This window comes from Streptomyces sp. MAR4 CNX-425 (assembly GCF_048656465.1).
Classification (GTDB): Bacteria; Actinomycetota; Actinomycetes; order Streptomycetales; family Streptomycetaceae; genus Streptomyces.
On record NZ_JBMDLF010000002.1, the window covers coordinates 598,716 to 622,571 of the forward strand.

At 76.1% G+C, this 23,856-nt stretch carries 16 protein-coding genes; 5 read left to right on the forward strand and 11 right to left on the reverse strand.

The window, feature by feature from the left end; all coding sequences use genetic code 11:
- Positions 1-14: 14 nt before the first annotated feature.
- Positions 15-1,280 carry a hypothetical protein gene (locus tag ACHZ99_RS07860; protein WP_420303657.1) on the reverse strand — a complete coding sequence of 422 codons (1,266 nt, stop codon included), beginning with the start codon at positions 1,278-1,280 and terminating at the stop codon, positions 15-17.
- 290 nt (positions 1,281-1,570) lie between these two features.
- On the opposite strand from ACHZ99_RS07860, the gene ACHZ99_RS07865 reads away from it, so the two are divergent.
- Positions 1,571-4,738, forward strand: coding sequence for a BTAD domain-containing putative transcriptional regulator (locus ACHZ99_RS07865; RefSeq protein WP_420303658.1), 3,168 nt, complete (start codon positions 1,571-1,573; stop codon positions 4,736-4,738).
- A gap of 282 nt (positions 4,739-5,020) precedes the next feature.
- Here ACHZ99_RS07865 and ACHZ99_RS07870 read toward each other — a convergent pair whose 3' ends face one another.
- Positions 5,021-5,668 carry a TetR/AcrR family transcriptional regulator gene (locus ACHZ99_RS07870; RefSeq protein ID WP_420303659.1) on the reverse strand — a complete coding sequence of 216 codons (648 nt, stop codon included), beginning with the start codon at positions 5,666-5,668 and terminating at the stop codon, positions 5,021-5,023.
- Positions 5,669-5,767: 99 nt separating this feature from the next.
- Between ACHZ99_RS07870 and ACHZ99_RS07875 the strand changes: the two genes are divergently transcribed.
- Positions 5,768-7,267 (forward strand): MFS transporter, encoded by a 1,500-nt coding sequence (locus ACHZ99_RS07875; RefSeq protein ID WP_420303660.1) that lies wholly within the window; start codon positions 5,768-5,770, stop codon positions 7,265-7,267.
- 12 nt (positions 7,268-7,279) lie between these two features.
- On the opposite strand, the gene ACHZ99_RS07880 is transcribed toward ACHZ99_RS07875, so the two are convergent.
- From ACHZ99_RS07880 to ACHZ99_RS07915, 8 genes are all read right to left on the reverse strand, one after another.
- Positions 7,280-8,176 (reverse strand): universal stress protein, encoded by an 897-nt coding sequence (locus ACHZ99_RS07880; RefSeq protein WP_420303661.1) that lies wholly within the window; start codon positions 8,174-8,176, stop codon positions 7,280-7,282.
- 119 nt (positions 8,177-8,295) lie between these two features.
- Positions 8,296-9,012 (reverse strand): ABC transporter ATP-binding protein, encoded by a 717-nt coding sequence (locus ACHZ99_RS07885; protein WP_420303662.1) that lies wholly within the window; start codon positions 9,010-9,012, stop codon positions 8,296-8,298.
- A gap of 8 nt (positions 9,013-9,020) precedes the next feature.
- Entirely contained in the window at positions 9,021-9,905 is an 885-nt protein-coding gene (locus tag ACHZ99_RS07890; protein WP_420303663.1) for an ABC transporter ATP-binding protein, read from the reverse strand.
- Positions 9,902-12,148, reverse strand: a complete 2,247-nt coding sequence (locus tag ACHZ99_RS07895; protein ID WP_420303664.1) for an ABC transporter permease subunit — start codon at positions 12,146-12,148, stop codon at positions 9,902-9,904. Before ACHZ99_RS07895 ends, ACHZ99_RS07890 begins: the two co-directional genes overlap by 4 nt.
- A 1-nt stretch (position 12,149) precedes the next feature.
- The gene (locus tag ACHZ99_RS07900) at positions 12,150-13,358 is read right to left on the reverse strand and encodes an ABC transporter substrate-binding protein (RefSeq protein WP_420303665.1); all 1,209 of its coding nucleotides are present in this window, start codon (positions 13,356-13,358) and stop codon (positions 12,150-12,152) included.
- A gap of 225 nt (positions 13,359-13,583) precedes the next feature.
- The gene (locus tag ACHZ99_RS07905) at positions 13,584-13,988 is read right to left on the reverse strand and encodes a roadblock/LC7 domain-containing protein (protein ID WP_420303666.1); all 405 of its coding nucleotides are present in this window, start codon (positions 13,986-13,988) and stop codon (positions 13,584-13,586) included.
- Complete coding sequence (locus ACHZ99_RS07910) at positions 13,988-16,504, reverse strand: nitrate- and nitrite sensing domain-containing protein (RefSeq protein ID WP_420303667.1); 2,517 nt, start codon at positions 16,502-16,504, stop codon at positions 13,988-13,990. Before ACHZ99_RS07910 ends, ACHZ99_RS07905 begins: the two co-directional genes overlap by 1 nt.
- Positions 16,505-16,795: 291 nt before the next feature.
- Positions 16,796-18,016, reverse strand: a complete 1,221-nt coding sequence (locus ACHZ99_RS07915; RefSeq protein ID WP_420303668.1) for an FAD-dependent monooxygenase — start codon at positions 18,014-18,016, stop codon at positions 16,796-16,798.
- 261 nt (positions 18,017-18,277) lie between these two features.
- On the opposite strand from ACHZ99_RS07915, the gene ACHZ99_RS07920 reads away from it, so the two are divergent.
- The gene (locus ACHZ99_RS07920) at positions 18,278-20,050 is read left to right on the forward strand and encodes an ABC transporter ATP-binding protein (RefSeq protein WP_420303669.1); all 1,773 of its coding nucleotides are present in this window, start codon (positions 18,278-18,280) and stop codon (positions 20,048-20,050) included.
- The gene (locus ACHZ99_RS07925; RefSeq protein WP_420303670.1) at positions 20,047-21,948 is read left to right on the forward strand and encodes an ABC transporter ATP-binding protein; all 1,902 of its coding nucleotides are present in this window, start codon (positions 20,047-20,049) and stop codon (positions 21,946-21,948) included. Before ACHZ99_RS07920 ends, ACHZ99_RS07925 begins: the two co-directional genes overlap by 4 nt.
- A 120-nt stretch (positions 21,949-22,068) precedes the next feature.
- Here the strand turns inward: ACHZ99_RS07925 and wrbA are convergent, their stop codons facing one another.
- Complete coding sequence (gene wrbA, locus ACHZ99_RS07930; RefSeq protein WP_420303671.1) at positions 22,069-22,692, reverse strand: NAD(P)H:quinone oxidoreductase; 624 nt, start codon at positions 22,690-22,692, stop codon at positions 22,069-22,071.
- Between the two features lie 182 nt (positions 22,693-22,874).
- Here wrbA and sigJ point away from each other — a divergent pair, with 182 nt between their 5' ends.
- Complete coding sequence (sigJ, locus tag ACHZ99_RS07935) at positions 22,875-23,819, forward strand: RNA polymerase sigma factor SigJ (protein ID WP_420303672.1); 945 nt, start codon at positions 22,875-22,877, stop codon at positions 23,817-23,819.
- Positions 23,820-23,856 lie beyond the last annotated feature (37 nt).

Sequence of the window (23,856 nt, forward strand, 5' to 3'; positions counted from 1 at the left end):
CCCCGCCCCGCCGGTCACGGCACCACCGGGCCGCCGGGGTCGGCGTGCGCCACCAGCCGCGGCAGCGCCGCCGGTTCGGTGCCGGGCGGGCCCGGCCGGCGGCCCGGCGCCCGTAGCCGCAGCTTGCGGTAGAGCAGCGCCCGCATCAGCCGCGCGAACCGGCCCGGCTCCGAGCTGATGCGGCCGGCGACGTGCTCGTAGCGCGGCCGGACCGACGCGCGGACGTCGCGGGTGAGCTGCCGGGCGAGCGGCCGGTCGGCGCGGAGCCGGGGCGCGAACGAGACGAGCTCCGCCATCGGCGAGTCGGGGTGCAGGTCGTCGGCGCCGGTGACGTCGGCGAGCAGCACCGGCGCGCCCGTGGCCGTGGCGTAGAGGGTGGACGAGCCGTGGTCGCCGACGATCACGTCCGCGGCGACCAGCGGGCCGACCCACTCCGAGTGCTGGACGACCACGGCGAGCCCGGCCCGGCCCAGTTCGGCCAGCCAGCTCCGTATCTGCCACTCGCTGTGGCCGTTCCACACGTTCGGGTGCAGCAGCGCCGCCACCCGGAACTCGTCCCGCGGCAGCTCCCGCACCAGCCGGTGCAGCAGCTCCCAGCCCTGCCCGAGCAGCGACGCCGGCCCCCAGGTCGAGCACACCACGACGAGCCGCTGCCGGGCACCGGCCCGCAGCGCCGCGCGGTACAGCGCACGGGACGGGCGGCTGGCCTGGATGCGGTCGTAGACCGGGTCGCCGACGACCGCGGCGACGGGCAGCGCCTCGGGGCACTCGCGCCCCAGGCGGGACAGCGCCTCCTCGTGCGCCAGCACGATCGTCTCCGGCACCACCGTTCCGTCGCGGACCAGCATCTGGCGCGCCAGCCCGTACGTGCCGCGCGCCCCGGCGAGGCGCCCGCGGCCGCGTTCGGGCACCATCTTGTTGTGCCCGGCGCCGTGCGGCAGGACCAGCACGGGCGAGTGCAGCTCGTGCAGGCTGCCGTGGGCCGCCGCCAGGGCGAGGTCGAACCTGGTCTGCGCCGCCTGGTCCCAGGGCAGCACGAGGCCGCCGAGGCGCTCCAGGAACGCCGTCACTCCGTTGGTGAACACGTCGGGCGCCGCGGTGAAGCAGACCTGCACCCGCGGGTCCCCGTCCAGCAGCCGCACCGCTTCGAGCACCCGCTGCCCGGACGTCACCGTGTGCACCACCACCAGCACCCGCCTGGTGGTGCGCCGCGTCGCCCACCGCTCGACGTCGAGCCGCACCGGCACGTGCCAGCGCCCTTCCCGTATCGCCATGCTCATCCCTGCCGTTCCCCGTCTCCCTCTGCTCCGGCCGATCGCCGGCCGAGGCGGCCGCGTGGCTTCGCGGCCACACAGGCGGGCTGCCCCCGGAGACTGTGCCGAGGCTTGCAGGAATCCTGCACTCCGCGTGCGGGCGGGCTTCCGCGCGCCGGGCGCACGCACCCGTGCGCCCCGTTCCGCTCCCCTGGCGGATCCCGGCCCTCGTGGCGATGGTGTGGTGTCCCCGGCGTGCGGGCGGGGCACCGCCACCACGGGACGGGACCTGTGCGCGGGGTGATGGTGAGCGACGGGTGGAATTACGGGCTCTGGGACCGCTGGAACTCTGGCAGGGCGAGCAGCGCCGCGACCTCGGTTCGGTGAAGGAGCGCTGCGTCCTCGCCGTACTGGTGCACGCGCGCGGCCGCTCGGTGACCGCCGGGGCGCTGACCGAGCGGGTCTGGGACGGCTCCCCGCCGCCGAGCGCCCCGGGCACGCTGCACAGCCTGCTCTCCCGGCTGCGCCGCCGGCTGGAACCGTACCGGGACACCGTCGAGCTGGAGCGGCCCTCGCCGGGGCTGTACCGGCTGCGGGTCGCGCCGGGCAGCGTCGACCTGCTGCGCTTCGAGGAGTTACGGGTGCAGAGCGCGACGGCGGTGGGCCACGGCGAGCGGCGGCGGGCCGTGGGCCTGCTGCGCGCGGCGGAGTCGCTGTGGCGGGGCGAGCCGCTGACCGAGTTCCCGGGCACCTGGGCGGCCTCCGCCCGCGCCCGGCTGGTCGAGGACCTGCGGCGGGTGCGGGAGCAGCGCATCCGGCTGGAGCTGGAGACGGGCCGGCACGCGGACCTCATCGCGGAATTGGGGGAGCTGGTGGCGGCGGACCCGCTGGCCCAGCGGCTCGTCGCCTCCCTCATGCTGGCGCTGTACCGCTGCGGGCGGCACGCGGAGGCGCTCGACCTGTACCGCACCACGCACCGCCGGCTCGACGAGGAACAAGGGATCGCGCCCTCGGCGGAGTTACGGGACCTGCACCAGCGCATCCTGGAGCAGGACGGCGACCTGCTCGCCGCCCCGACACCGGCCGCCGGCACCCCGGTGGACGCGGCGGTGGCGCCCGCGCCCCGTACCAACCTGCCGCGCGACACCCACGACTTCACCGGCCGGACGAGCGAGCTGAGCCTGCTCCTCGCCGGCCCGGAGGCGGCGCCCGGGCGGCACGCGAAGCGCGCCCTGCCGCTGACCGTGATCCAGGGGATGCCCGGCGTCGGCAAGACGAGCCTGGCGGTCCACGTCGCGCACCGGCTCGGCGGCGCGTACCCCGACGGGCAGCTCTTCCTCGATCTGCGCGGGTTCAGCGGACGGCAGCCGTACGACCCGGCCGTGGCGCTGGCCGTGCTGCTGGAGACCTGCGGGGCGCCGAAGCTGCCGGAGTCGCTGGACGAGCGGGCGGGCGCGTGGCGGGAGTGGACGGCGCGCCGGCGGCTGCTCCTGGTCCTCGACGACGCCCGCGACGCCGCGCAGGTCGAGCCGCTGCTGCCCGGTTCTCCGGACTGCCGCGTGATCGTCACCAGCCGCAACCACCTGCGGCTCGACGGCGCCACGTCGCTGCGCCTCGACGTGCTGTCGGCGGCGGAGGCGGCGGAACTGTTCACCCGTATCGTCGGCCCGGCGCGGCTGCCCGGCGACGGCGCGACGCTGGACGCCGTCGTGGCCGCCTGCGACCGCCACCCGCTCGCGCTCCAGGTGCTCGCCGGCCGATTCCGGCACCGCGACTCCTGGGACCTCGCGCACCTCCTCGACCGGCTCCGCCGGGCCGCCCACCCCCTCGACGAGCTGGACGACGCGGTGGCCTCGGCCTTCCGGCTGTCGTACGAGGAACTCAGCCCGCCGGCCCAGGACATGCTCTGCGCGCTGGCCCAGGCCCCCGGCCCCGACCTCACGCCGACCGCGGTGCTGGCGCTCGTGGGCGCGGCGCCGGACGCCCCGCCGGCCGGGCCGCGGCGCTGCCTCGACGAGTTGCAGGACTGCAACCTGCTGGACGAGCCCGTACAGGACCGCTACCGCCTCCACGACCTCACCCGCGACTTCGGCCGCCGGGTGGGCGGCCCGCGCGGCGGGCGGCCGGGCGCCCGGCAGGCGGCGTTCGGCCGGCTCGCCGCCCACCACCTGACCGGGGCCCACCGCGCGACCCGCCTGGCCCACCCGCACCACCGCCTCCTGCCCCTGCCGCCGGAACTGGTCTCCCCGTACGCGCCGGAGTTCGCGAACGCCGACGAGGCGTCGGTGTGGCTGTCGGTGGAGCGGGCCAACCTCCTGACCACCGCGGCCCAGGCCACCACCGACTCGCCGGCGACGGCGGCGCTGTTCCCGCACGTGCTGGCGCCGTCCCTGGAGCGCTGGAACGCCCGTGAGTCGGCGGCCGGGCTCTATGACGCGGCCGTCGCCGCCCTGCGCGCCCGCGGCGACTCCGCCGCGCTGGCCCGCACCCTGGTGGACCACGCGGCGCAGGTCGCCAGTGAGAGTCCGGAGGAAGCCCTGCGCAGCGCCCGCGAGGCGCTGGCGGAGTTCCGGCGCAGCGAAGACGACCGGGGCTGCGCGGACGCACTGCTGCAGATTGCCCGAGCCCATGTCACGGCCGGGGACAGCGAGGCGACCCTGCGGGTGCTGAACGAGGCGCTGAGCCTCTATGCAAAGGAAGGGGACCGGCACGGCGAGGCCCAGTGTCTGAACGTCCAGGGCCTCGCGTTCGTCTACGCCGGGCGCCACGGCGAGGCCGTGGATACCGCCCACGCCACGCTGGCCCTGCGCCGCGAAATCGGCGATCGCTATGGGGAGGCGAGGGCGTGGAACAACGTCGGGGAGCTTCGACGCGAAGAGGGCGACCATGCCTCGGCCCGCGCATGCTACGAGCAGTCGCTGGCCCTGATGCAGCGCCACGGCGAACGCCGCGACCTGGCCATACTCGCCACGAACCTCGGCATCGTGCACCATGCGACCGGCCACACGGCCGAAGCGCTGGCCTCCTTCCACGAGGCGCTGCACAGCCACCGGGCGAGCGGTGACGCACTGGGCGAGGTCCACGCGCTGACGGGCCTGGGCAACACGTACGCCGACAGCGGGCGGCGCAGCGAGGCCGTGCTTCACTTCGGCATGGCCGCGAGGCTGGCCGCGACCATCGGGAACGCCTACGAACGCCAGCGGGCGCTGGTCGGGATGGCCGACGTGCACCGACAGTCGGGGAAGCTCACCGCCGCACACGAGACGTACGAACTCGGCCACCGGATCGCCGACGAGGCCGGCATTCCCCTCGGTAGCGCGCAGGCGCTGGAAGGGCTGGCCCGGGTGGCGCTGGCGGCGGGTGACCAGGACGAGATGCGGCGGTGCGCGGAACGGTCGATGGCGCTCTACCGCGCGTTGGACGCGCGCCCGGACGTGGACCGGCTGGCGCGGCTGCTCGGGGAAAGCGGGATGACCGGCTCCTGACCAGGTCGCCAGAAGCCGGTCCGGACGTCAGGCGACGGCGTGTACGCCCGAGCCCGCAGGTGCGTCGACGGGCTCGGAGTACATCCACTGATTTGCGATTGCAATGAAAGCAAAGGCAAGCGCAACGACCGTCACCGACTGAACAATGGTACGCAAGTCGCACCCTTCCTCGGGTTTTCCCCAGCCGGGGAGTGTAGCGATAGATCACTCCCGTGAGACCACACTTTCTACCAGCGAACGCCGCCGTCCGCTCACGTTTCCGACGAAACGACGTGCGAACGCTCAGCGCTCGGGCACCCGCGCCGGCGGAGCCTCGAAGGCCGCCGTCAGCATCGACGTCAGGTGCTCCACGTCGTTCGGGGTGGGCGCCGGCGACGGGGTGGGGCCCGGATGGAAGTCGGCGAGGGTGCCCGACTGGTGGAGAGCCAGGAGGCCGACCATCGCACGGTAGCGGTAGGCCACCTCGTCCGGGGCGAGGTGGGGCAGCGCCGCCGTGAGGGCCTTCAGGTACTCACCCTCCACCGGGGCGACCTCCGCGCCGAAGAGGCGGCGGATCGCCGGGTCCGGTTCACAGACGAGGCGGCCCAGGAAGCGCCGCAGGCCCGCGCCGCCCGCCCGGGCGCCGCCGACGCGCGCGCCGGTGACGACGAAGGCGCGCACCAGGTCCGCCGCGACCGGGGGGCGGGCGGCGCCGCGGAGTTCGTCGAGCAGACGCAGGCGCTCCTGGTTGACGGCGGCCATGGCGCGCTGGACGACCGCGCGCAGCAACCCCTCCTTCGAGCCGAAGTGGTAGTTGACCGCGGCGACGTTGGCGTCGGCGGCGTCGGTGACGGTGCGCAGCGAGGTCGCGGCGAACCCGTGCTCGGCGAACAGCCGCTCGGCTGCGTCGAGGAGACGGGTGCGGGTGGCGGCGGAGCGTGGCGTGGGCATCGATCAGGAGTTTAAAACGATCGCTTGAAGGTGGCAACGACGGCGTGATAGAGATTCAAACGATCGCTTCAATCGACTGTTTGAGAGGGCGGATCCCGTATGCCGTCACCCACCGTCGGCCCCGGCCGCCGCACCGCCGTGCTGACCGTCATGTGCCTCGCGCTCGCCGTGGTCGTCGGCATGCTCGCCTCGCTGCTGGTGGCGGTGCCCGGCATGGCCCGCGACCTGCGGGCCAGCGAGGCGGAGCTGCAATGGATCATGAACGCGTACGGCGTCACCTTCGCCGGCCTGCTCCTCGCCGGCGGCGCGCTGGGCGACCGGTACGGCCGCAAGGGCGTGCTGCTCACCGGGCTCGCCGTCTTCGGACTCGCCTCCGGCGCCGTCCTGTTCGTCGACGACGTGGCCCTGGTCATCGTGTTGCGTGCCGCGGCCGGGGTGGGCGCGGCGCTCGTCATGCCGATGACCCTGTCGATCATCACCGCCGTCTACCCGCCCGAGGGCCGCGGCCGGGCCGTCGGCATCTGGTCCGGCGTCAGCTTCGGCTCCGCGCTGCTGGCCGTGCTGCTCACCGGCGGGCTGCTGGAGGCGTACTCCTGGCGCTCGGTCTTCGCCGCCAACGCCGTCCTCGCCGCCGCCCTGACAGCCGCCGCCGTGCTCGCCCCCGCTTCCCGGGCCGCCGTCGCCGTGCCGCTGGACGTCGTGGGCGCCGGGCTGTCCGTGACCGGCATCGGGGCGGTGGTCTTCGGCATCGTGGAGGGCCCGGAGCGGGGCTGGGGGCACGGCTCGGTGCTCGCCGGCTTCGCCGTCGGGGCCGTGGCGCTGGGCGCCTTCGTACGGTGGGAGCTGCGCACCCCGCACCCGCTGCTCGACCTGCGGGTGTTCCGGCTGCGCGGCGTCTCGGCCGGCGCGCTGGTCATCACGGCGGAGACGCTCGCCATGTTCGGGTTCTTCTTCCTGGGGCTGCAGTACCTCCAGGAGATCCTCGGCTACTCGCCGCTGCGCGCCGGGCTCGCCCTCGTCGCCATGGCCGTCGGCGCGATGGTCTTCTCCCCCGTTGCCCCCGGGCTGGCCAGGCGGTACGGAATGGCCGCGGTCATCGGGCTCGGCATGGCGCTGATCGCCGCCGGGCTGCTGGTGCTGGCCGCCGTCGTCGACGGCTCCGGAATCGGGGGGTTCCTCGCCGCCACCGCGCTCCTCGGCGCCGGCGTCGCCTTCGCCGCCACCCCGGCGACGGAGGCGATCGTCGCCGCGCTCCCGCCGGACAAGCAGGGCGTCGCCTCCGCGCTCAACGACCTCACCCGTGAACTGGGCGGCGTCCTGGGGATCGCCGTTCTCGGCAGCGTCTTCAACTCCGCCTACCGCGCGGAGGTCGGCCGGACCGCCGAAGGTCTGCCCGAGGGGACCTCCGACACCGCCCGCGACTCGCTGGCCGGCGCGCTGCGCGTCGCCGACGGGATCGGGGGCGCGCGCGGCGCCGAACTCGCCGGGGCGGCGCGGGAGGCGTTCAACTCGGGGATGTCCAGCGCGCTCGTCGTCGGGCTCGCGGTCGTCGTGCTGGGCGGCGCAGTCGCGGTGGTGCTGCTGCGGCGGCGCGGGTAGGGAACCGCCCCCTCAGTCCTCCCCACCGCCCGCGCGGACCACCGCCACCGGGCAGTCGGCGTGGTGCAGCACCGCCTGGCTCACCGAGCCCAGCAGCATCCCGGTGAAGCCGCCGCGGCCGCGGGCGCCGACCACCATCAGGGCCGCCTCGCGGCTCGCCTCGATCAGCGCCTCGCGGGGGCCGCCGCGCAGCACGCGGCGCTCGACCGGCACGTCCGGGTAGCGCTCCTGACGGCCCGCCAGGGCCTCGGCGAGCAGGCGCTCCTCGTTCGCGGCGAGTTCGCCCGGGGCGCTCGCGTACGGGGCGGCCGGGTCCCGGGGGGCGGGGGCCTCGGCCCGCCACGGGGACCAGGCGTGGACGGCGACGAGTGCGGTGCCGCGCCTCGCGGCCGCCGCGAACGCGAACTCGGTCGCCGCGCCCCCGGACGGCGAGCCGTCCACGCCCACGATCACCGGGCCCTCGCGCGCCGGGTCGCCCGCGCCGCGTACGACGAGGACGGGGCAGTGGCCGTGTGCCGCCAGGTGGACGGCCGTCGAGCCCAGGAGCAGCCCGGTGAACGCGCCGAGCCCGCGGCTGCCGACGACGGCCAGCGCCGCGCCGCGGGACTCCTCCGCCATCACCGGCAGCGTGTCGCCGGTGACGACGGCGCCCTCCGCCTCGATGTCCGGGGCCGTCTCGCGGGCGTGCCGCAGGGCCTCCTCGACCGTCCGCTCCGCCTGGTTGCGCAGGCCGCCCTCCGGCGGGCCCATCGAGGACGGCTCCAGCGGCACCCGCATCATCGGCCAGAAGAAGGCGTGGACGACGCGCAGCCCGATGCCGCGCATCCGCGCCTCGCGCGCCGCGACGGCGACCGCCGCCAAGCCGGCGGGCGACCCGTCGACGCCCACCAGCACCGGTGCACTCACCATCCGCCTCCGTCGTACGGGTCCCCGCCTGCCGTCTCCCCAGGCTTGCCCACCGCCGCGGCTCCCGCCAGCCGGCGGCGGACGAGCGGGTGAGAACGGGTGAGAGCGGGCGGTCCGCGGGGTCAGTGGGCGGTCAGCGCCAGCGCCTCGTGCAGCTCCGCCGGGTCCTTCCGCACCGCCGGCCCGGCCAGCCGGGCGGTGGCCCGGCCCGAGGTCAGCACCGTGACCGTGTCGGCGCACTGCGCCGCCGACGCCGGGCTGGGCGAGACGAGCAGCACCGCGAGCCCCTCCCCCGCCAGCGTGCGGACCAGGTCGAGGATCTGGCCCACCAGCAGCGGCGCCAGGCCCTCCGTCGGCTCGTCCAGCAGCAGCACCCGGGGCGAGCCCAGCAGCGCGCGGGCCAGCGCGAGCATCTGCTGCTCGCCGCCGGAGAGGTCGGTGCCGCGGTGGGTGCTGCGCTCGCCGAGCCGGGGCAGCAGGCCGAGCACCCGCTCCGGCGTCCACGGGCGGCCGCCGCCGGGCGCGCGGGGTGGGCGGTGGGCGAGCCGGATGTGCTCGGCGACGGTCAGCCGGGCGAACACCCGGCGGCCCTGCGGGACCAGGCCGACGCCGGCCCGGGCGATGCGGTGCGCGGGGCGGCCGGTGACGTCGCGGCCGGCGACCTCGACGGTGCCGGTGGCCGGGCGCAGCAGGCCGGCGACGGTGTGGACGAGGGTGGTCTTGCCGGCGCCGTTGTGGCCGACGACGGCGTGCACGCTGCCCTCGGGGACGTCGAGGTCGAGGTCGTGGAGCACGGTGCCGCCGTGGTAGCCGGCGGACAGTCCGGAGATGCGGAGCATGGGGCGGGTCACCTCGTGGCGCCGGTGTCGTCGGGGTCGGTGGCGGCGGCCGGGGCGGCCGCGGCGGCCGGGGCTCCCGGCGGGGCCGGGGTGTCCGCCGCTGCCGCCGCGTCCAGGTACGCGTCGCGCACCTCGGGCAGCTCGAACACCTCCCGCACCGGCCCGGAGGCCAGCACCCGCCCCGTCACCAGCACCGTGACCGTACGGGCCAGCCGCGCGACCACCTCGGTGTTGTGCTCCACCAGCAGCACGGCGATGCCGTCGTCCAGCGCGCCGAGCACGTCCAGCAGCCGGGCCACATCCCGGTCGGTGAGCCCGGCGGCGGGCTCGTCGAGCAGCAGCACGCGCGGCCGGGCGACCAGCGCGGCGGCCAGGTCCAGCAGCCGCCGCTGGCCGTGCGAGAGCGACCCCGCCGGCCGGTCCGCCACCCCGGCGAGGCCGACGTCGGCGAGCCGCTCCGCGGCGGCCTCGGCCAGCCGCGCCCGGCGGGCCGTCCGCCGCCAGGCGCCGCGCCGTTCGAGGTGGTGCCGCCAGGAGGCCAGCAGCACGTTGTCCAGGACGGTCAGGTCCGGGATGGCGGCCGGCTGCTGGAAGCTGCGGGCGATGCCGAGCCGGCTGCGCCGCGCGGGTGCGGTACGGGTCACGTCGCGGCCGAGGAACGCGATGGCGCCCCGGTCGGCGCGCTCGGTGCCGGCGATGAGGTTGAGCAGGGTGGTCTTGCCGGCGCCGTTGGGCCCGATGAGGGCGTGCCGGGCGCCGACGGGCAGGTCGAGGGAGACCTCGTCGACGGCGGTGAGGCTGCCGAAGCGCCGGGTGAGCCCGGTGAGTTCGAGGGCCGGGGCCCCGGCGGGCGCGGACGCGGGTCCGGGCGCCGGGGTGGCGGAGGCGGTCACGGGGTCCCCTTCCGTACGCGTACCGCGGAACCCGCGTCCGCCGGTTCCGGTGGCCCGTCGACCTCCGCGCCGCCGTCGCCCTCCGCGCCGCCGTCGCCCGGGCTCCGCGGTCCGGGCACCCGCCCCGCGCCGCCCGCGCCGTGCGCCGGGTCGCCGCCGGCGGCGCCCGGGTCGTCCCCGCCGTCGGCGGGGGCCGGGCGGGGTGTCCCGGACACCAGCCCGGCGAGGCCGCGGGGCAGCAGGTAGACGGCCGCGACGAACAGCGCGCCGAGCAGCAGCGGCCCGTGGCCGGGCCAGGACGAGGCGAGCCAGTCGCGGGTGTAGACGATGAGCCCGGCGCCCACCAGCGCGCCGATCACCGACGTGATGCCGCCGATGACGGCCGCGAGCAGCGCGAGCGCGGCGATCTCGAAGCCGACGTCGGCCGGGGAGACGTAGCTCTGCACGGCGATGAGCAGCGACCCGCCCGCGCCCGCCAGCGCGCCCGCGCCGACGTACGCCACCAGCAGGTACCGCGTCACGGGGTGGCCCGAGGCGCGCATCCGCTCCTCCGCCTCCCGCGAGCCGGTCAGCAGCTTGCCGGCCGGCGAGCGCAGCAGCACCAGCGCCACGGCGACGACGCAGACGACGACGACCGCCGCGTACTGGTAGATCGCCAGTTCGTCGAAGAGCGGCGCGCCGCCCCAGAACGCCTGCGTGGAGGGGAACCCGACGAGGCCGTCCGTGCCGCCGGTCACGGACTTCCACTGGCCGATGGCGACGGCGGTCAGCTCGCCGACGGCGAGGGTGATCATGAGCACGGTGGTGCCGCGGGCGCGGATCACCGCCGGGCCGGTCACCACGCAGAACGCGGCGGCGGCGACGGCGGAGACGGCCACCTGCACCGGGCCGACGGTCCAGTCCTGCTCGGCCATCTTGGCGGTGGTGTACGCGCCGACGGCGAACGGCGCGGTCTGGCCGAGAGTGGGCAGCCCGGCGTAGCCGGTGACCACGGTGACGCTGACCGCGAGGAGGCCGAGGGCCAGGGCGTAGCCGGCGAGGGAGAGGGAGTAGGCGTCGAGGACCGTGGGCAGCAGCGCCAGCACGGCGATGAGGACGAGCAGCGGGGCGGCGGCGCGGGCCGCCGCGGCGACCCGCCCGGGGGCGGGCCGTCCGGTGGGCGTGTCCTTCACGGGTGCCGTACGGACCGCTGCCGTATCCGCCGCCGTACGGGCCGCTGCGGTGTCCGCCGCCGCCGTTTCCGCCGCTGCCGTACCGGCCGCCGTCTTCGCCCCGCGCTCGCCCTTCGCGCCGCGCCACGGCCACGGCACCCGCGCGAGGCGGCGCCGCAGCCGTTCCGCCGGGTCGGGCGGCGGGTCGGTGTCGTGCCCGGGGCCGTGCGGCTCGGCCAGCCCGCGCCCGGAGCGCAGGATCAGCACCGCGGCCATGGCGGCGAAGAGCAGGTAGGGCGCCCAGTCGGGGGCGACCGACACCCCGAGCGTCTGCACCTCGCCGACACCGATGGCGGCCAGCAGCGTCGCCCACAGCGACCGCAGCCCGCCGAGGACGACGACCACGAGGGAGAGCATCAGCACGGTGTCCCCGGTGCTCGGCCCGGGGCCGATGATCGGTGCGCCGAGGACGCCCGCGGCGCCCGCCAGCGCGCCGGCCGCGGCCAGCACCCCGGTGTGCACGGCCCGGGGGCTGAGTCCCGTGGTGGCCAGCATCTCCGGGTCGTCGGCGGCGGCCCGTACCGCCGCGCCCGCGCGGGTGCGGGTGAGGACCCAGGTGCCGGCGGCCGCGAGGACCAGGGCCATCACGATGAACCCGAGCCGGTAGGCGGGGTAGCGGTGGCCGAGGAGGTCGACGGAGGTGTCCAGCGCCTCGGGGACGCGCACCGGCATGTCGTCCGCGCCGAACCCCTCCACGAGCAGGTTGCCGCCGATCAGCGCGAGCCCGAACGTCAGCAGCGCCTGGTCGAGATGGCCGCGGCGGGCGAGCGGCGCCGTCGCCGCCGACAGGACCGCTCCCGCCGCGCAGGCGGCGGCGGTGCCGGCGACGAGGCCGAGGACGAGGCCGCCCCAGGTGCCGTCGCTCAGTTCGGCGCCGGTGTAGGCGCCGACCGCGTACAGCGTGCCGTGCGCCAGGTTGAGCACGCCGGCGGTGCCGAACGCCAGGCTCAGGCCGGCGGCGACGACGAACAGCAGCAGCCCGTAGGCGACGCCGTCGACCGCCGGCACGAGCTGGGCGTCGAGTGCCCCCACGTCAGCCGCCGAGCGTGGCCAGGTCCTGGACCGTGACGTTGGAAAGCCGCTTGCCGTCCTTCCGGACCTCGCGCAGGTACCACTTCTGCACCGGTGCGTGCGACTTCTTGCCGAACGCCCAGGTGCCGCGAGGGCTTTCGATCTGGCCGAGGTTGCCGATGGCCTCGTTGATGGTCTCCGAGGTGACCTCGCCCTTGTCGGCGGCGTCGGCGATGGCCAGGTCCAGCACGGCGGCGGCGTCGTACGAGGCCATCGCGTACTCGGTGGGCAGGCTGTCGTGCTCGGCCGTCCAGTCGGCGACGAACTTGCGGTTGGCGTCGTTGTCGAGGTCGGCCGCGTAGTTGAGGACGGTGTTGATGCCCTCGGCCGCGTCGCCCTGGGCGGCGAGCACGCTGCCCTCGGTGAGGAAGCCGGGGGTGTAGAGCGGCAGGTCGGCGACATCGGACTTGGCGTACTGCTTGACGAAGTCGATGGCCGCCTTGCCGGCGTAGAAGGTGTACACGGCCTCGGCGTCGGACTCGGCGATGTCGGCGAAGTAGGGGGTGAAGTTGGTGGTGTCGGGGAACGGCGTCCAGGTCGTCTCGCCGTCCGGGTTGGCGAGTTCCCCGCCGACCTCCTCGAACGTCTCGGTGAAGCCGCCGACCTGGTCGTAGCCGCCCTGGTAGTCCGGGCCGATGGCGTAGACCGGGCCGTCGACCTCTTCCTTGACGTACTCGGCGATGGCGGCGCCGGGTTCGTTCGACAGGAAGCTGGTGTGCCAGACGTGGCTGACGTCCTTGACCTCGGGCCGGCCGTTGGAGCTCACCAGCGGAATCTTGTTCTGCTCCAGGATCGGCAGCACCGCGTTGTACGAGCCGTTGGCGACGATGCCGGTCATCACGTCGACCCGGTCCTTCTTCACCATCTTGGTGGCGGCAGGCACGGCGGTGGGCGGCCCGTCCCCCTCGTCGCCCACCGACAGCTCGACCTCAAGCCCGCCCAGCTTCCCGCCGTGGGTGTCCAGGTAGAGCTGGAAGCCGTCGCGCAGGTCGGTGCCCACGGCCTCGTACGTGCCCGAAAGGGCGGCCAGCAGACCGACCTTCACCGTATCGTCGCCGGAGCCGCTGTCGCCGCTGCATCCGGCGACGGCGGCCAGGGAGACGGCGAGGGCGGCGGCGGAGGCCCGGGTTCTGCTGCGGCCCGGGCGGCGTATGGATGCGTTGACGAACACGAAGGCTCCCGAGGGAAGAACGAGGGATGGGCTGGGGGTTGGTCCGGGGTCGGGGATGGGGGTGCGGCCGGAGGGGCGGGACACGCGGCGACGGCGGGCACGGCCGACGGGGACGCCGGGGTGACCGGCGACCGGTGGCGCGGCGGCGGGGCGCCGGACGGCGCGGTCGCCATCCCGGGCCGGGCGCGGGTGGGGTGAGGGGGATCCCCGCCCGCGCGGTGGCCGTCAGCCGGTCGGCTGGGAGTCGCGCAGCTGGGGGCTGAGCGCGTCGCCGACCTGGTTGATCAGCTCGGACATCATGTAGCTGACCTCGCCGATGTCGGCGTCCCGGTTGGTGGTGACCAGAAGGGACGCCCCGCTGGATACCGCCATGGAGAACATGTAGCCGCCCTCCATGGCGGTCAGGCTGTGCTCGACGGGGTCGCTCTCGATCAGCTGCGCGGCGCCGGAGAGCAGGTTGACGATGCCGGAGGCGATGGCGGCCAGCCGGTCCGCGTCGTCCTGGTCCACCCCCGTGTAGGCCAGGGCGAGGCCGTCCACGGAGACGGCGATGGCCTGGGTGACCTCAGGGATGCGGCGGGCGAAGTCACTCAGCAGCCAGCTCAGGTCGGCGGTGGATGGGGTCGTCATCACGTGCTCCGTTGCGAGTCGTCGTCGGGTGCGGTCCGGGTGCGGCCGCTGTTCCTGGCGGTACGGGCTCGGCCTCCGTCGTCGTTGCCGGAGCGGCCGGTTCCGGAGCGGCCGTTGCCGTCTCCCCCGCGGTCGCCGCTGCCGCCGCCCGTGCCGGCGGGGCGGCCGCGGTCGGCGGCGTCCCGGGCTCCCTCGCGGCGGCCGGTGCTCCTGTTGATGCCCTGGGTGTAGGCGGCCAGCACGTCGGAGATCTGCCGGGAGTCCCGGCGCTTGGCGGGCGCCGGCTTCCGCTCGCTCCGGCCGGGCTTGCCGCCCCCGTCGCGCTTGGGGAACCGCGGCCACTGGTCCGCGGACTGGCGCGCCCGCACCGGCAGCCCGGAGGGGCTGACGCCGGCGACGCGGTCGGCCGGGTCGTACTCCGGGCCGAGGGGGGGCTTGCGCCGGACGGCGCCCCCGCCGGCCCCGGCCTCCCGGGTGCCCGGCGCGGCCGCGGGCGCCGGGCCGGGCGGGGGTGCGGCGACGGTCTCGTCGGCCGGCTTACGCGGGCCCGGCACGCTCCGGGCGGCGCCGGCGAAGACGCTCGTCTCCCCTTCCACCAGGGGCCGTTCACCCTCGGCGAGGGTCTCCTCCTCGACGGCCACGAGGACCGACGCCGGGAGGGTGACCTCGGCGATGGTGCCGGGCCCGGCGGAGGAGCGCAGCTCGACGACGATGCCGTGGCGGGCGGCGAGCCGGGCCACGACGTGCAGGCCCATGGACCGCACGGCGCCCACACCCGTCTGCGGGCTGCCGAGGCGGGCGTTCAGCTCGTCCCGGCGCTCGGGCGTCATGCCGACGCCCTCGTCGACGATCTGCACCACCGCGCGGTCCCACAGCCGCCAGACCGCCACGCCCACCTGCTTGTCGGGAGGCGAGAAGCGGGTGGCGTTGTCGAGGAGTTCGGCGAGGATGTGCGCGAGGTCGTGCACCGCGCGGGCGGCGACGCCGATGCCCTGCTCGACGATCCCCATGGCGACGCGCTCGAACCGCTCGATCTGCTGGGCGGCGGCGACGACCACGGTGGCGCAGGGCGCGTCGGATTCGCGTACCCGGGCGTTTCCGTAACCGCCCAGCACGAGCAGGTTGTTGGTATTGCGCTCCATGCGGACGGCGAGGTGGTCGAGCGCGAAAAGGATCTTCATCCGCTCCGGGTCCGCCTCGTCGCGCTGGACGGTGTCCAGCTCGGAGACCATCACGGAGGTCAGCTGCGCGCCACGGCGGGCGACGCCGACCAGCGTCTCCGCGAACTGCTCGTGGGCGTGCGCCTGCTGGGCCGCGAGCCGTACCGCCTCGTGGTGCACGGAGTTGAACGCCTCACCGACCTCGCCGATCTCGTCCTCGCCGGTGGTCTCCACCGGCCTGCCCGAGCTCTCGGCGACCTGCTCCGGAGTGGCGCCGCCGAGGGCACCCGGCTGGGAGAGGTCCGTGACGATCTGCGGCAGCCTTTCGGTGGCCACCGCATGCGCCGCGGCGCGCAGGTCGCGCAGCCGGCGGATGATCACGCGGCCGATGCGGAGCGCGAAGAGCAGCGCGCCGACCAGCGTCACCAGCACCACGAGGATCTCGATGACCGCCCACCAGATGAGCGTGGACCGCTCCTGCGTGACGTCCTCGTGCACCGCCTGGTTGACGCGGCTCTCCACCGAGCGCAGCTCGGTCAGCCGGTCGGCCGTGGCCTCCTGCCACTCGCTGGCGGAGATGTCGAGGTCCGCTCCGGCCGGTGTGCGGCTGACATGGTCCTGCATCCGCTGCGCGGGCAGCGTACGCGGAGCGGAGAGGGCGCGTTCCAGCCAGTGGCGCCACTCCGGCTCACCGAGGGCGACGAAGTCGCCGAGCGTCTCGAAGATACCGATCTCGGTCTCATCGAACGTGCGCTGGGAAGCCGCGGTGAAGCCACCGCCGGCCAGCGCCCGGAGCACCACGACCTGTTGCAGCGCCGTGTGCTCCGCTCCGCGCGAGAACGCGGCGGCGGCCCTGATGCGGTCGGCGATGCCGGCGTCGACACCGTCGGCCTTGGCGATGGCCTCCCGGTAGTCGACGAGGTCGGCGATCGGGATCCGGTAGCCGAAGGCGAGCGCGGCCAGCGTGCCGCTGCCGGAACGCACCGTGGCGCGTAGCGACGGCAGTTCGGCCAGGGAGCGGTCGATCCGCTGCACGGCGAGTTCGGCGCTGGACGGCAGGGATTCGAGCTTCCTGCGCCTCTCGGTGTAGTCCGAGACGCTCGCGTCCGTGGCGTCGGTCGCCTTGCGGAACGCGGCGGCATCGCCCTGGGAGGCGACCAGCGCGGTTGCGGCGGCACGTTCGTCCTGCAACCGGGCGGTCAGCTCCGCGGCGGCGTCGGCGGCATCGACCATCTGCGCCAGCCTGTTGGCCTGGAACGCCTGGGTCGTCGCCGGCGCGAGCGCGCGCACGGAAAAGGCGATGGCCACCGCGAGGGGCACGGCGACCAGGAGGACGAGTCGACGGTTGATCTTCACTGCGTAACCCCTACGTCGGGGCCATGACACCGTAAAGCTGACACGGGATTACCTTGCGATGGGGAGGGTGTGACGTGTGGGGGGTCATGCATCCATCGCTCCTGCTGAGGGTGGGCCGAGCGATGGTCTGATGCTAAGTCGGAAGTCTAAGTTACGGGCGGGTACAACATCAAAAGATGTAAGAGGTTGATGCTTTCTCTACCCCTGACCAATCCGATTCGATCAGGTTCCGTCTGAAATTTCATGGATCGGCGGGCCGAACAGATCGCGCCAGGACCGGGCCGCCGCGGCTCAGCCGCGCTTGAGCGCGTGGCCGCCGAACCCGCTGCTGCCGTCCGGCCCCCGGTTCTGCTCCTGCCACCAGGCGTCGAACTCCGGCTGCCCCATCTTCTGCCAGTCCGGGGTCTGTTCGACCTGGGCGCGGCCCAGCCGGCGGCCGAGGGCGACCATCGCGGCGCCGACGGCGGTGCGGTCGTCGTCGTACGCGGCGGCGACCTCCGGCCAGTCGCCGTGCGCGCGGCAGGCGGCCTCCAGCGCGGTGGCGTCCTGCAGCGCCTTGACGCTGCCGCCGCCGGTGTGCGGCCGTACGACGGTGGCGGCGTCGCCCGCGAGCAGCAGCCGGCCGACCGCGAACCGCGGCACCGTCAGGTCGTAAATCGGCTGGATGAAGGAGTCGTCGGGCGCGGTACGCAGCACGCAGCGGCCCCAGTACGGCGGGAAGTGCTCCGCGACCAGGTCGCGCAGGTACGCCGTGAGCTTGGCGGCGACCCGGCCCGGCGGCAGCGAGGTGGGCGTGCGCAGGTCGAGCAGCAGCTCGGGGTCCTCCGGCGGGACGGCGTAGAGCACCCAGTTCATGCGGAAGCCGCCGCCCGCGGCGGGTATCAGGTACATCATGCAGTGGCCGCCGGGGAAGGCGACCACGCGCGCCTCCGCGCCGTCCGTCTCCGGGTCGCCGGGCTGCGGCGCGGAGGTGCCGCGCCAGCCGAGATAGCCGGCGTAGTCGGGGGCGAGCCCGGGGAACATCGCCTCGCGGACCACCGAGCGGTACCCGTCCGCGCCGATCACGGCGTCGAAGCGCTCCTGGCGGCCGTCGGCGAGCCGCAGCGCGACGCCGTCGGCGTCCTGCTCGACCGCGGTGACGGCCGCGCCGGTGTGGTACGTGACCGACTCCGGCACCCGGTTGCGCAGCTCGTGCCAGAGCGAGCCCCAGTTGTACGAGCGGAACGGGAAGTGCTGCTCGGCGAAGGCGTGGCCCAGCTCCGCGGCGCCGTCGCGGACCGTCCACACCCGGCGGTTCAGCCCGGTCCACGGCATCGCCGAGTCCAGGTACCCCGCGGCCTCCAGCTCCGCGAACCGGGCGTCGTGCAGGCCGATGCCCACCCCGCGGTCGCGCAACTCGCCGCCGGCCCGCTCGAAGACGGTGACCCGCCCGGCCCCCGCGCGCGCCACCGCCTGCGCCGTGGCGCACCCCGCGATGCTCCCGCCCACCACGGCGACGGAGTTGTCCTTCACCACGGTCTCCCCTCTGTTCCGCTCTGTTCCACGGGCCGGCACCCCGTTCTCCGGGCGGCCGGCTCTCCCGCGCCCTTGAGAAGCAACAACCTTCCCCAACGCGATCACCGCGTCAAGACGCGGCCCCGGCGCCAACTGCCCCCGGGCGCGGGCCGGTCGGCCCGCCGGGCGGCCCGCGGCCCCGGGATCCCGGCCGCCCGGCAAAGACTTAGGCTAGCCTTACCTGGCTGGTCGGACGGGTGCACGGACAAGGGGTGGCGGGTGGCTGAGCAGGGAACCTCGGGGCGGAGCGTCCTGGGAAAGGCGATCTCGGGACAGCGGCGCGGGGTCGCGGTCGGCGCGACGCTGGCCGCGGGACACCAGCTGGGCGAGGCGCTCGTCCCGGTGCTCATCGGCGTGGTGATCGACGACGCCGTGGCCGGGGCCGACGCGGGCGCGCTGGTGCGCTGGCTCCTGGTGCTCGTGGCGGTGTACGTCCTGCTCGCGCTCAGCTTCCGCATGGGGGTCAGGGCCGCCGAGCGCGCCTCCGAACTCGCCGCGCACCGGGTGCGGCTGGAGCTGGTGGGGCGCGTGCTCGACCCGCGCGGCGGCGCCGAGCGCGGCCGGCTGCCCGGCGCGGTGGCGAACATCGCCACCGAGGACGCCCGGCGGGTCGGCTACGTGGTGATGGCGGTGACCATCGGCGTGTCCGGGCTGGCGGGCGCGGCGGTCAGCGCGGCGGCGCTGCTGCTCATCTCCGTACCCCTGGGGCTGCTCGTGCTGCTCGGCACGCCCGTGCTGCTCTGGCTGGGCCACCTGCTCAGCAGGCCGCTGGAGCACCGCAGCGCGGCCGAGCAGGAGCAGGCCGCGAACGCCTCCGGCGTCGCCGCCGACCTGATCTCCGGGATGCGGGTGCTCAAGGGGATCGGCGCGCAGGACGCGGCCGTCGCGCGCTACCGGCGCACCAGCCGCGACTCGCTGGCCGCCACGCTGCGCGCCGCCCGCGCGGAGGGCTGGCAGAACGGCGTCGTGCTCGCGCTGACCGGCGGCTTCATCGCGCTGGTGGCGCTGGTCGGCGGGCGGCTGGCGCTGAGCGGGGACATCACGCTGGGCGAGCTGGTCGCCGCGGTCGGGCTGGCGCAGTTCCTGCTGACGCCGTTGCAGGTGTTCGCGTACGTCAACGCCGAGTTCGCCCAGGCGCGGGCGTCGGCGGCGCGGGTGGCGGAGGTGCTGGCCGCGCCGCCGGCCGTCGTCCCCGGCGGCCGGCGGCTTCCGGAGCCGGTGCGGGGCGAGCTGCGGCTGCGCGGGGTGGGGCTCGGCGCGCTCGCGGAGGTGGACCTCGCGGTGGCGGCCGGGGAGCTGGTCGGGGTGGCGACGACGGAACCGGCCGCGGCGGAGGCGCTGCTGCGGTGCCTCGGCCGGGTCGAGGACCCGGAGGCCGGGACGGTGGAGCTGGACGGGGTGCCGCTGACGGGGCTGGACCCCGCGGAGCTGCGGACGGCGGTGCTGGTGGCGGCGCACGACGCGGACCTGTTCGCGGGGACGGTGGCGGAGAACGTGACGGCGGCGGATCCGGTGCCGGCGGACGCGGGGAGCGCGGACGCGGGGAGCGCGGACGCGAAGGCGGGCGGCGCCCGTACCGGGCCCGAGCCGCCCGGCCGCGACCCCGGGCCCGCGATGGCCGCCGCCGCGGCCGACGAGGTCGCCCGCACGCTGCCGCACGGCGCGCGGACCGAGGTCGGCGAGGCGGGCCGGGCCCTCTCCGGCGGCCAGCGCCAGCGCGTCGCCCTGGCCCGGGCGCTGCACGCCGGGCGGCCGGTCCTCGTCGTCCACGACCCGACCACCGCCGTCGACGTCGTCACCGAGGCCCGCATCGCCGAGGGCCTGCGCGCCTTCCGTACCGGACGGACCACCCTGCTGGTCACCAACAGCCCGGCCCTGCTCGCCGTCGCCGACCGGGTCGTGTTCGTCGACGCCGGCCGGGTCGCCGCCACGGGACCGCACGCCGACCTCGTACGCGACGACGCGGCCTACCGGACGGCGGTGCTCGCGTGACCGCGACCGCCGGCACCCACGACGAGGCCGCCGGACGGCCGGACGCGTCCGGCGGACCGGGCGCCGACGGCGCCCGCGCACTCCTGCCCACCGCCACCGCCGCCCGCACCCGCGCCGCCGTGCGCGAGCTGCTGCGGCCGCGCCGGGCGCTCGCCTGGACGGCGTTCGCGCTGATGGCCGCCGCCACCGCCGTCGGGCTGCTCACCCAGCCGCTGCTGGGCCACATCGTCGACCTGGTCACCGACGAACGCGACGCCGGGGCGCTGACGCTGCCCGTCGTCCTGCTGGTGGCCGTGGCCGTGGCCCAGGGCGTGCTGACCGCGATCGGCCGGACGATGGTCTCCCGGCTCGGCGAGACCGTGCTCGCCGAGCTGCGCGAGCGGTTCGTCGAGCGGGCGCTGCACCTGCCGCTGGACCGGCTGGAGAAGGCCGGCTCCGGCGACCTGACGGCCCGCGTCACCCGGGACGTCTCGCGGGTCGCGGAGGCGGTGCGCGGCGCGCTGCCGCAGCTGGCGTCCTCCGTGCTGGCCATCGTGCTCACGCTCGGCGCGCTGGCCGTCCTCGACTGGCGCTTCCTGCTCGCCGCGCTGCTGGCGGTGCCGGTGCAGGCGTACACGGCCCGCTGGTACGTGCGCCGCGCGGTGCCGCTGTACGCGCGCGAACGCGTCGCCACCGGGGCGCAGCAGCAGCAGCTCCTCGACACCGTCAGCGGCGCGGCCACCGTACGCGCGCACCGGCTGGAGGCGCCGCACGCCGGGCGGGTCGAGGCGCGCTCGCGGGCCGCGGTGGACCTGCGGCTGCGCGGGGTGCGGCTGCTGATGGGCTTCTACAACCGGCTGCACGTGGCGGAGTACCTGGGGCTGGCCGCGGTGCTGGTCGCGGGCTACGTGCTGGTGCGCGACGGCTCCGCGTCGATCGGCACGGCGACGGCCGCGGCGCTGTACTTCCACTCGCTCTTCGGCCCGGTGAACGTGGCGCTGGTGCTGCTCGACGACGCGCAGGCGGCGACGGCCGGGCTGGCGCGGCTGGTCGGCGTGGTGGACGCGCGCGAGCGGGCGGACGACGGCGGGCGGACGCCGGGCGGGGGCGTACCCGGGGAGCAGGCGCCCGGGGAGCCGGGGCCGCGGCCGGCGGTGGGCGTCTCCGTGCGCGGGGTGTCCCACGCGTACGAGCCGGGGCGGCCGGTGCTGCACGACGTGGACCTGGAGCTGCGGCCGAAGGAGAAGGTCGCGCTGGTCGGCGCGAGCGGGGCGGGCAAGAGCACGCTCGCCAAGCTGCTCGCCGGCATCCACACCCCGGCCGCCGGGCGCGTCGACGTGGGCGGCGCGGCGCCGCACGAGGCGGGCGGTACGGTCGCGCTGGTCACCCAGGAGGTGCACGTGTTCGCCGGGCCGCTCGCCGACGACCTGCGGCTGGCCCGCCCCGGCGCCGGCGACGCGGAGCTGCGCGAGGCGCTGGACCGGGTGGGCGCGCTCGGCTGGGCCGAGGCGCTGCCGGAGGGACTGGACACGGTCGTCGGCGAGGGCGGCCACCGGCTGACGGCGGACCGGGCCCAGCAGCTCGCCCTGGCCCGGCTGGTGCTGGCCGACCCGCCGGTCGCGGTGCTCGACGAGGCCACCGCGGAGGCCGGCAGCCTCGGCGCCCGGCGGCTGGAGGAGGCGGCCCAGCGCGCGCTCGACGGGCGCACGGCGCTGGTCGTCGCCCACCGGCTCAGCCAGGCGGCGGCGGCCGACCGGGTGGTGGTGATGGCGGACGGCCGGGTGGCGGAGAGCGGCACGCACGAGGAGCTGCGCGCGGCGGACGGGCCGTACGCGGCGCTGTGGCGGGCGTGGTCGGCGGGCCGCGCGGCGGACGCGGCGCCGGGCGGCGCGTCCGGCGCCGGGCAGGACACCCCGTAGCGGCTCACGCCCCTTCCGGGGACGGGCGCGGGTACGGGCCGGGGCCCCGGCCCGTACCGCCGGATCCGCGGACGGCGGCCCTCGGGAGGGGCTGCTCGGCCGGGCCGCTCAGCCAGCCGCTCAGACGGGTTGCCGGCGGCCGGCCGCGAGCGCGGCGGCGGTCGTGACGGCCCGCCACGCCTGGTACCGGGCGGCCTCCAGCGCGACGTCGCCGGGCGGGCCGTCCGCGGCGATGTCGGAGGTGCCGCAGGGGGTGCCGGAGCGCAACCGGACCGGGTCGGTGCTGCCGGGCGGCACGATGATGCCGCCCCAGTGGCAGAAGACGTTCCCCAGCGCCGGCAGGGTGGACTCCTGCCCGCCGTGGGCGGGGTGGGAGGCGGTGAACGCCGAGTACACCTTGTCGGCGAGCCCGCCGGCGGCCCACAGCGGGCCCGTGGCGTCGATGAACGCCTTGAGCTGGGCGGACATGGTCCCGAAGCGGGTCGGCGTGCCGAACAGCGCCACGTCGGCCCACTCCAGGTCGCCGACGGCGGCCTCGGGGACGCCGGCGGTCTCGCTGCGGTGCCGCGCCCACTCGGGTCTCGCCTCTATCGCCGCCCGCGGCGCCGTCTCGGCCACCCGGCGCAGCCGCACCTCCGCTCCCGCCTTCTCCGCCCCCTCGGCGGCGGCGAGGGCGAGGGTGTGCACGGTGCCGGTGGCGCTGTAGTAGATGACGGCCGTCCTGACGGGGATCTCGGGTTCCATGGTGGGCGTCTTCCTCCGGGGTCTGGCTCGGGAACGGTTCACGAGGGACACGCGCGGTGCCCGCGGTCCCTTCCTGTACGACGAGCGGGCCGCCGCCGATGTGAGACGGGCGGCCTCACATCTCGGCGCCCCGCGTCGTCGTAAGGAGGAGAGCTGTCACCTGACCGAGGGAGCATCGGCACATGAGCACACCGCCCGCGCCGCAGCACGGCCGCGTCGACCCGGGGCCCGCCGCGCTCGCGGGCGAGCGGCGCCGGCTGACCAACCTCGCCTACCGGCTGCTGGGTTCCCTGGCCGACGCGGAGGACGTGGTGCAGGAGACGTACGCCCGCTGGTACGCGATGTCCGCGGAGCGGCGCGCGGAGGTCGTCTCCCCCGGTGGCTGGCTGACGAAGGTCGCGGGCCGCGTCTGCCTGGACCTGCTCGGCTCGGCGCGGGCGCGGCGGGAGCGGTACGTGGGCGAGTGGCTGCCGGAGCCGCTGCCGAACCGGGCGGAGCTGGTCGGCGGCCCGGTGGGCGGCGGTTCGGCGGGCGACGCGGCGGATCCGGCGGACCGGGTGACGCTGGACGAGTCGGTGCACATGGCGTTCCTGGTGCTGCTGGACTCGATGACCCCGGCCGAGCGGGTGGCGTTCGTGCTGCACGACGTCTTCCGCTACCCCTTCGGCGAGGTCGCCGAGATCCTCGGCCGGTCGCCGGCCGCGTGCCGGCAGCTCGCCACGTCGGCCCGCCGCCGGGTCCGCACGGCGCGGCCCCCCGCGGCGGCGGAGCAGCACGCGGGCCTCGTACGGGAGTTCCGGCGGGCCTGGGCGGCGAAGGACATCGCCGCCCTGGTCGGGCTGCTGGACCCGGGCGCGACGTCCACCCCGGACAGCGGCGGGCTGGTGCCCGCGGAGCTGCGGCCGATCGTCGGCGGCGAGCGGATCGCGCGGGCGTTCACGGAGATCATGGGGCTGGAGCCGCGGCTGGAGCTGGTGGAGCGTACGGTCAACGGGCAGCCGGGCCTGGTGGCGGGGGTGGACGGGGTCACGTCGGCGGTGCTCGCGTTCGACGTGGCGGACGACAAGATCACCCGCATCTGGGCGGTGCGCAACCCGGAGAAGCTCCGCGCCTGGGCGGCGGCCTGAGCCCGGGCCGCCCCGCGGCCGGGGCGGCCCGTCGGGG

Excerpts from the sequence above, each read along its gene's own strand:
- ACHZ99_RS07860 (WP_420303657.1), bottom strand. The coding sequence starts at position 1,280 with ATGAGCATGGCGATACGGGAAGGGCGCTGGCACGTGCCGGTGCGGCTC.
- ACHZ99_RS07870 (WP_420303659.1), bottom strand. The coding sequence starts at position 5,668 with ATGCCCACGCCACGCTCCGCCGCCACCCGCACCCGTCTCCTCGACGCA.
- ACHZ99_RS07875 (WP_420303660.1), top strand. The coding sequence starts at position 5,768 with ATGCCGTCACCCACCGTCGGCCCCGGCCGCCGCACCGCCGTGCTGACC.
- ACHZ99_RS07880 (WP_420303661.1), bottom strand. The coding sequence starts at position 8,176 with ATGGTGAGTGCACCGGTGCTGGTGGGCGTCGACGGGTCGCCCGCCGGC.
- ACHZ99_RS07885 (WP_420303662.1), bottom strand. The coding sequence starts at position 9,012 with ATGCTCCGCATCTCCGGACTGTCCGCCGGCTACCACGGCGGCACCGTG.
- ACHZ99_RS07905 (WP_420303666.1), bottom strand. The coding sequence starts at position 13,988 with ATGACGACCCCATCCACCGCCGACCTGAGCTGGCTGCTGAGTGACTTC.
- wrbA (WP_420303671.1), bottom strand. The coding sequence starts at position 22,692 with ATGGAACCCGAGATCCCCGTCAGGACGGCCGTCATCTACTACAGCGCC.
- sigJ (WP_420303672.1), top strand. The coding sequence starts at position 22,875 with ATGAGCACACCGCCCGCGCCGCAGCACGGCCGCGTCGACCCGGGGCCC.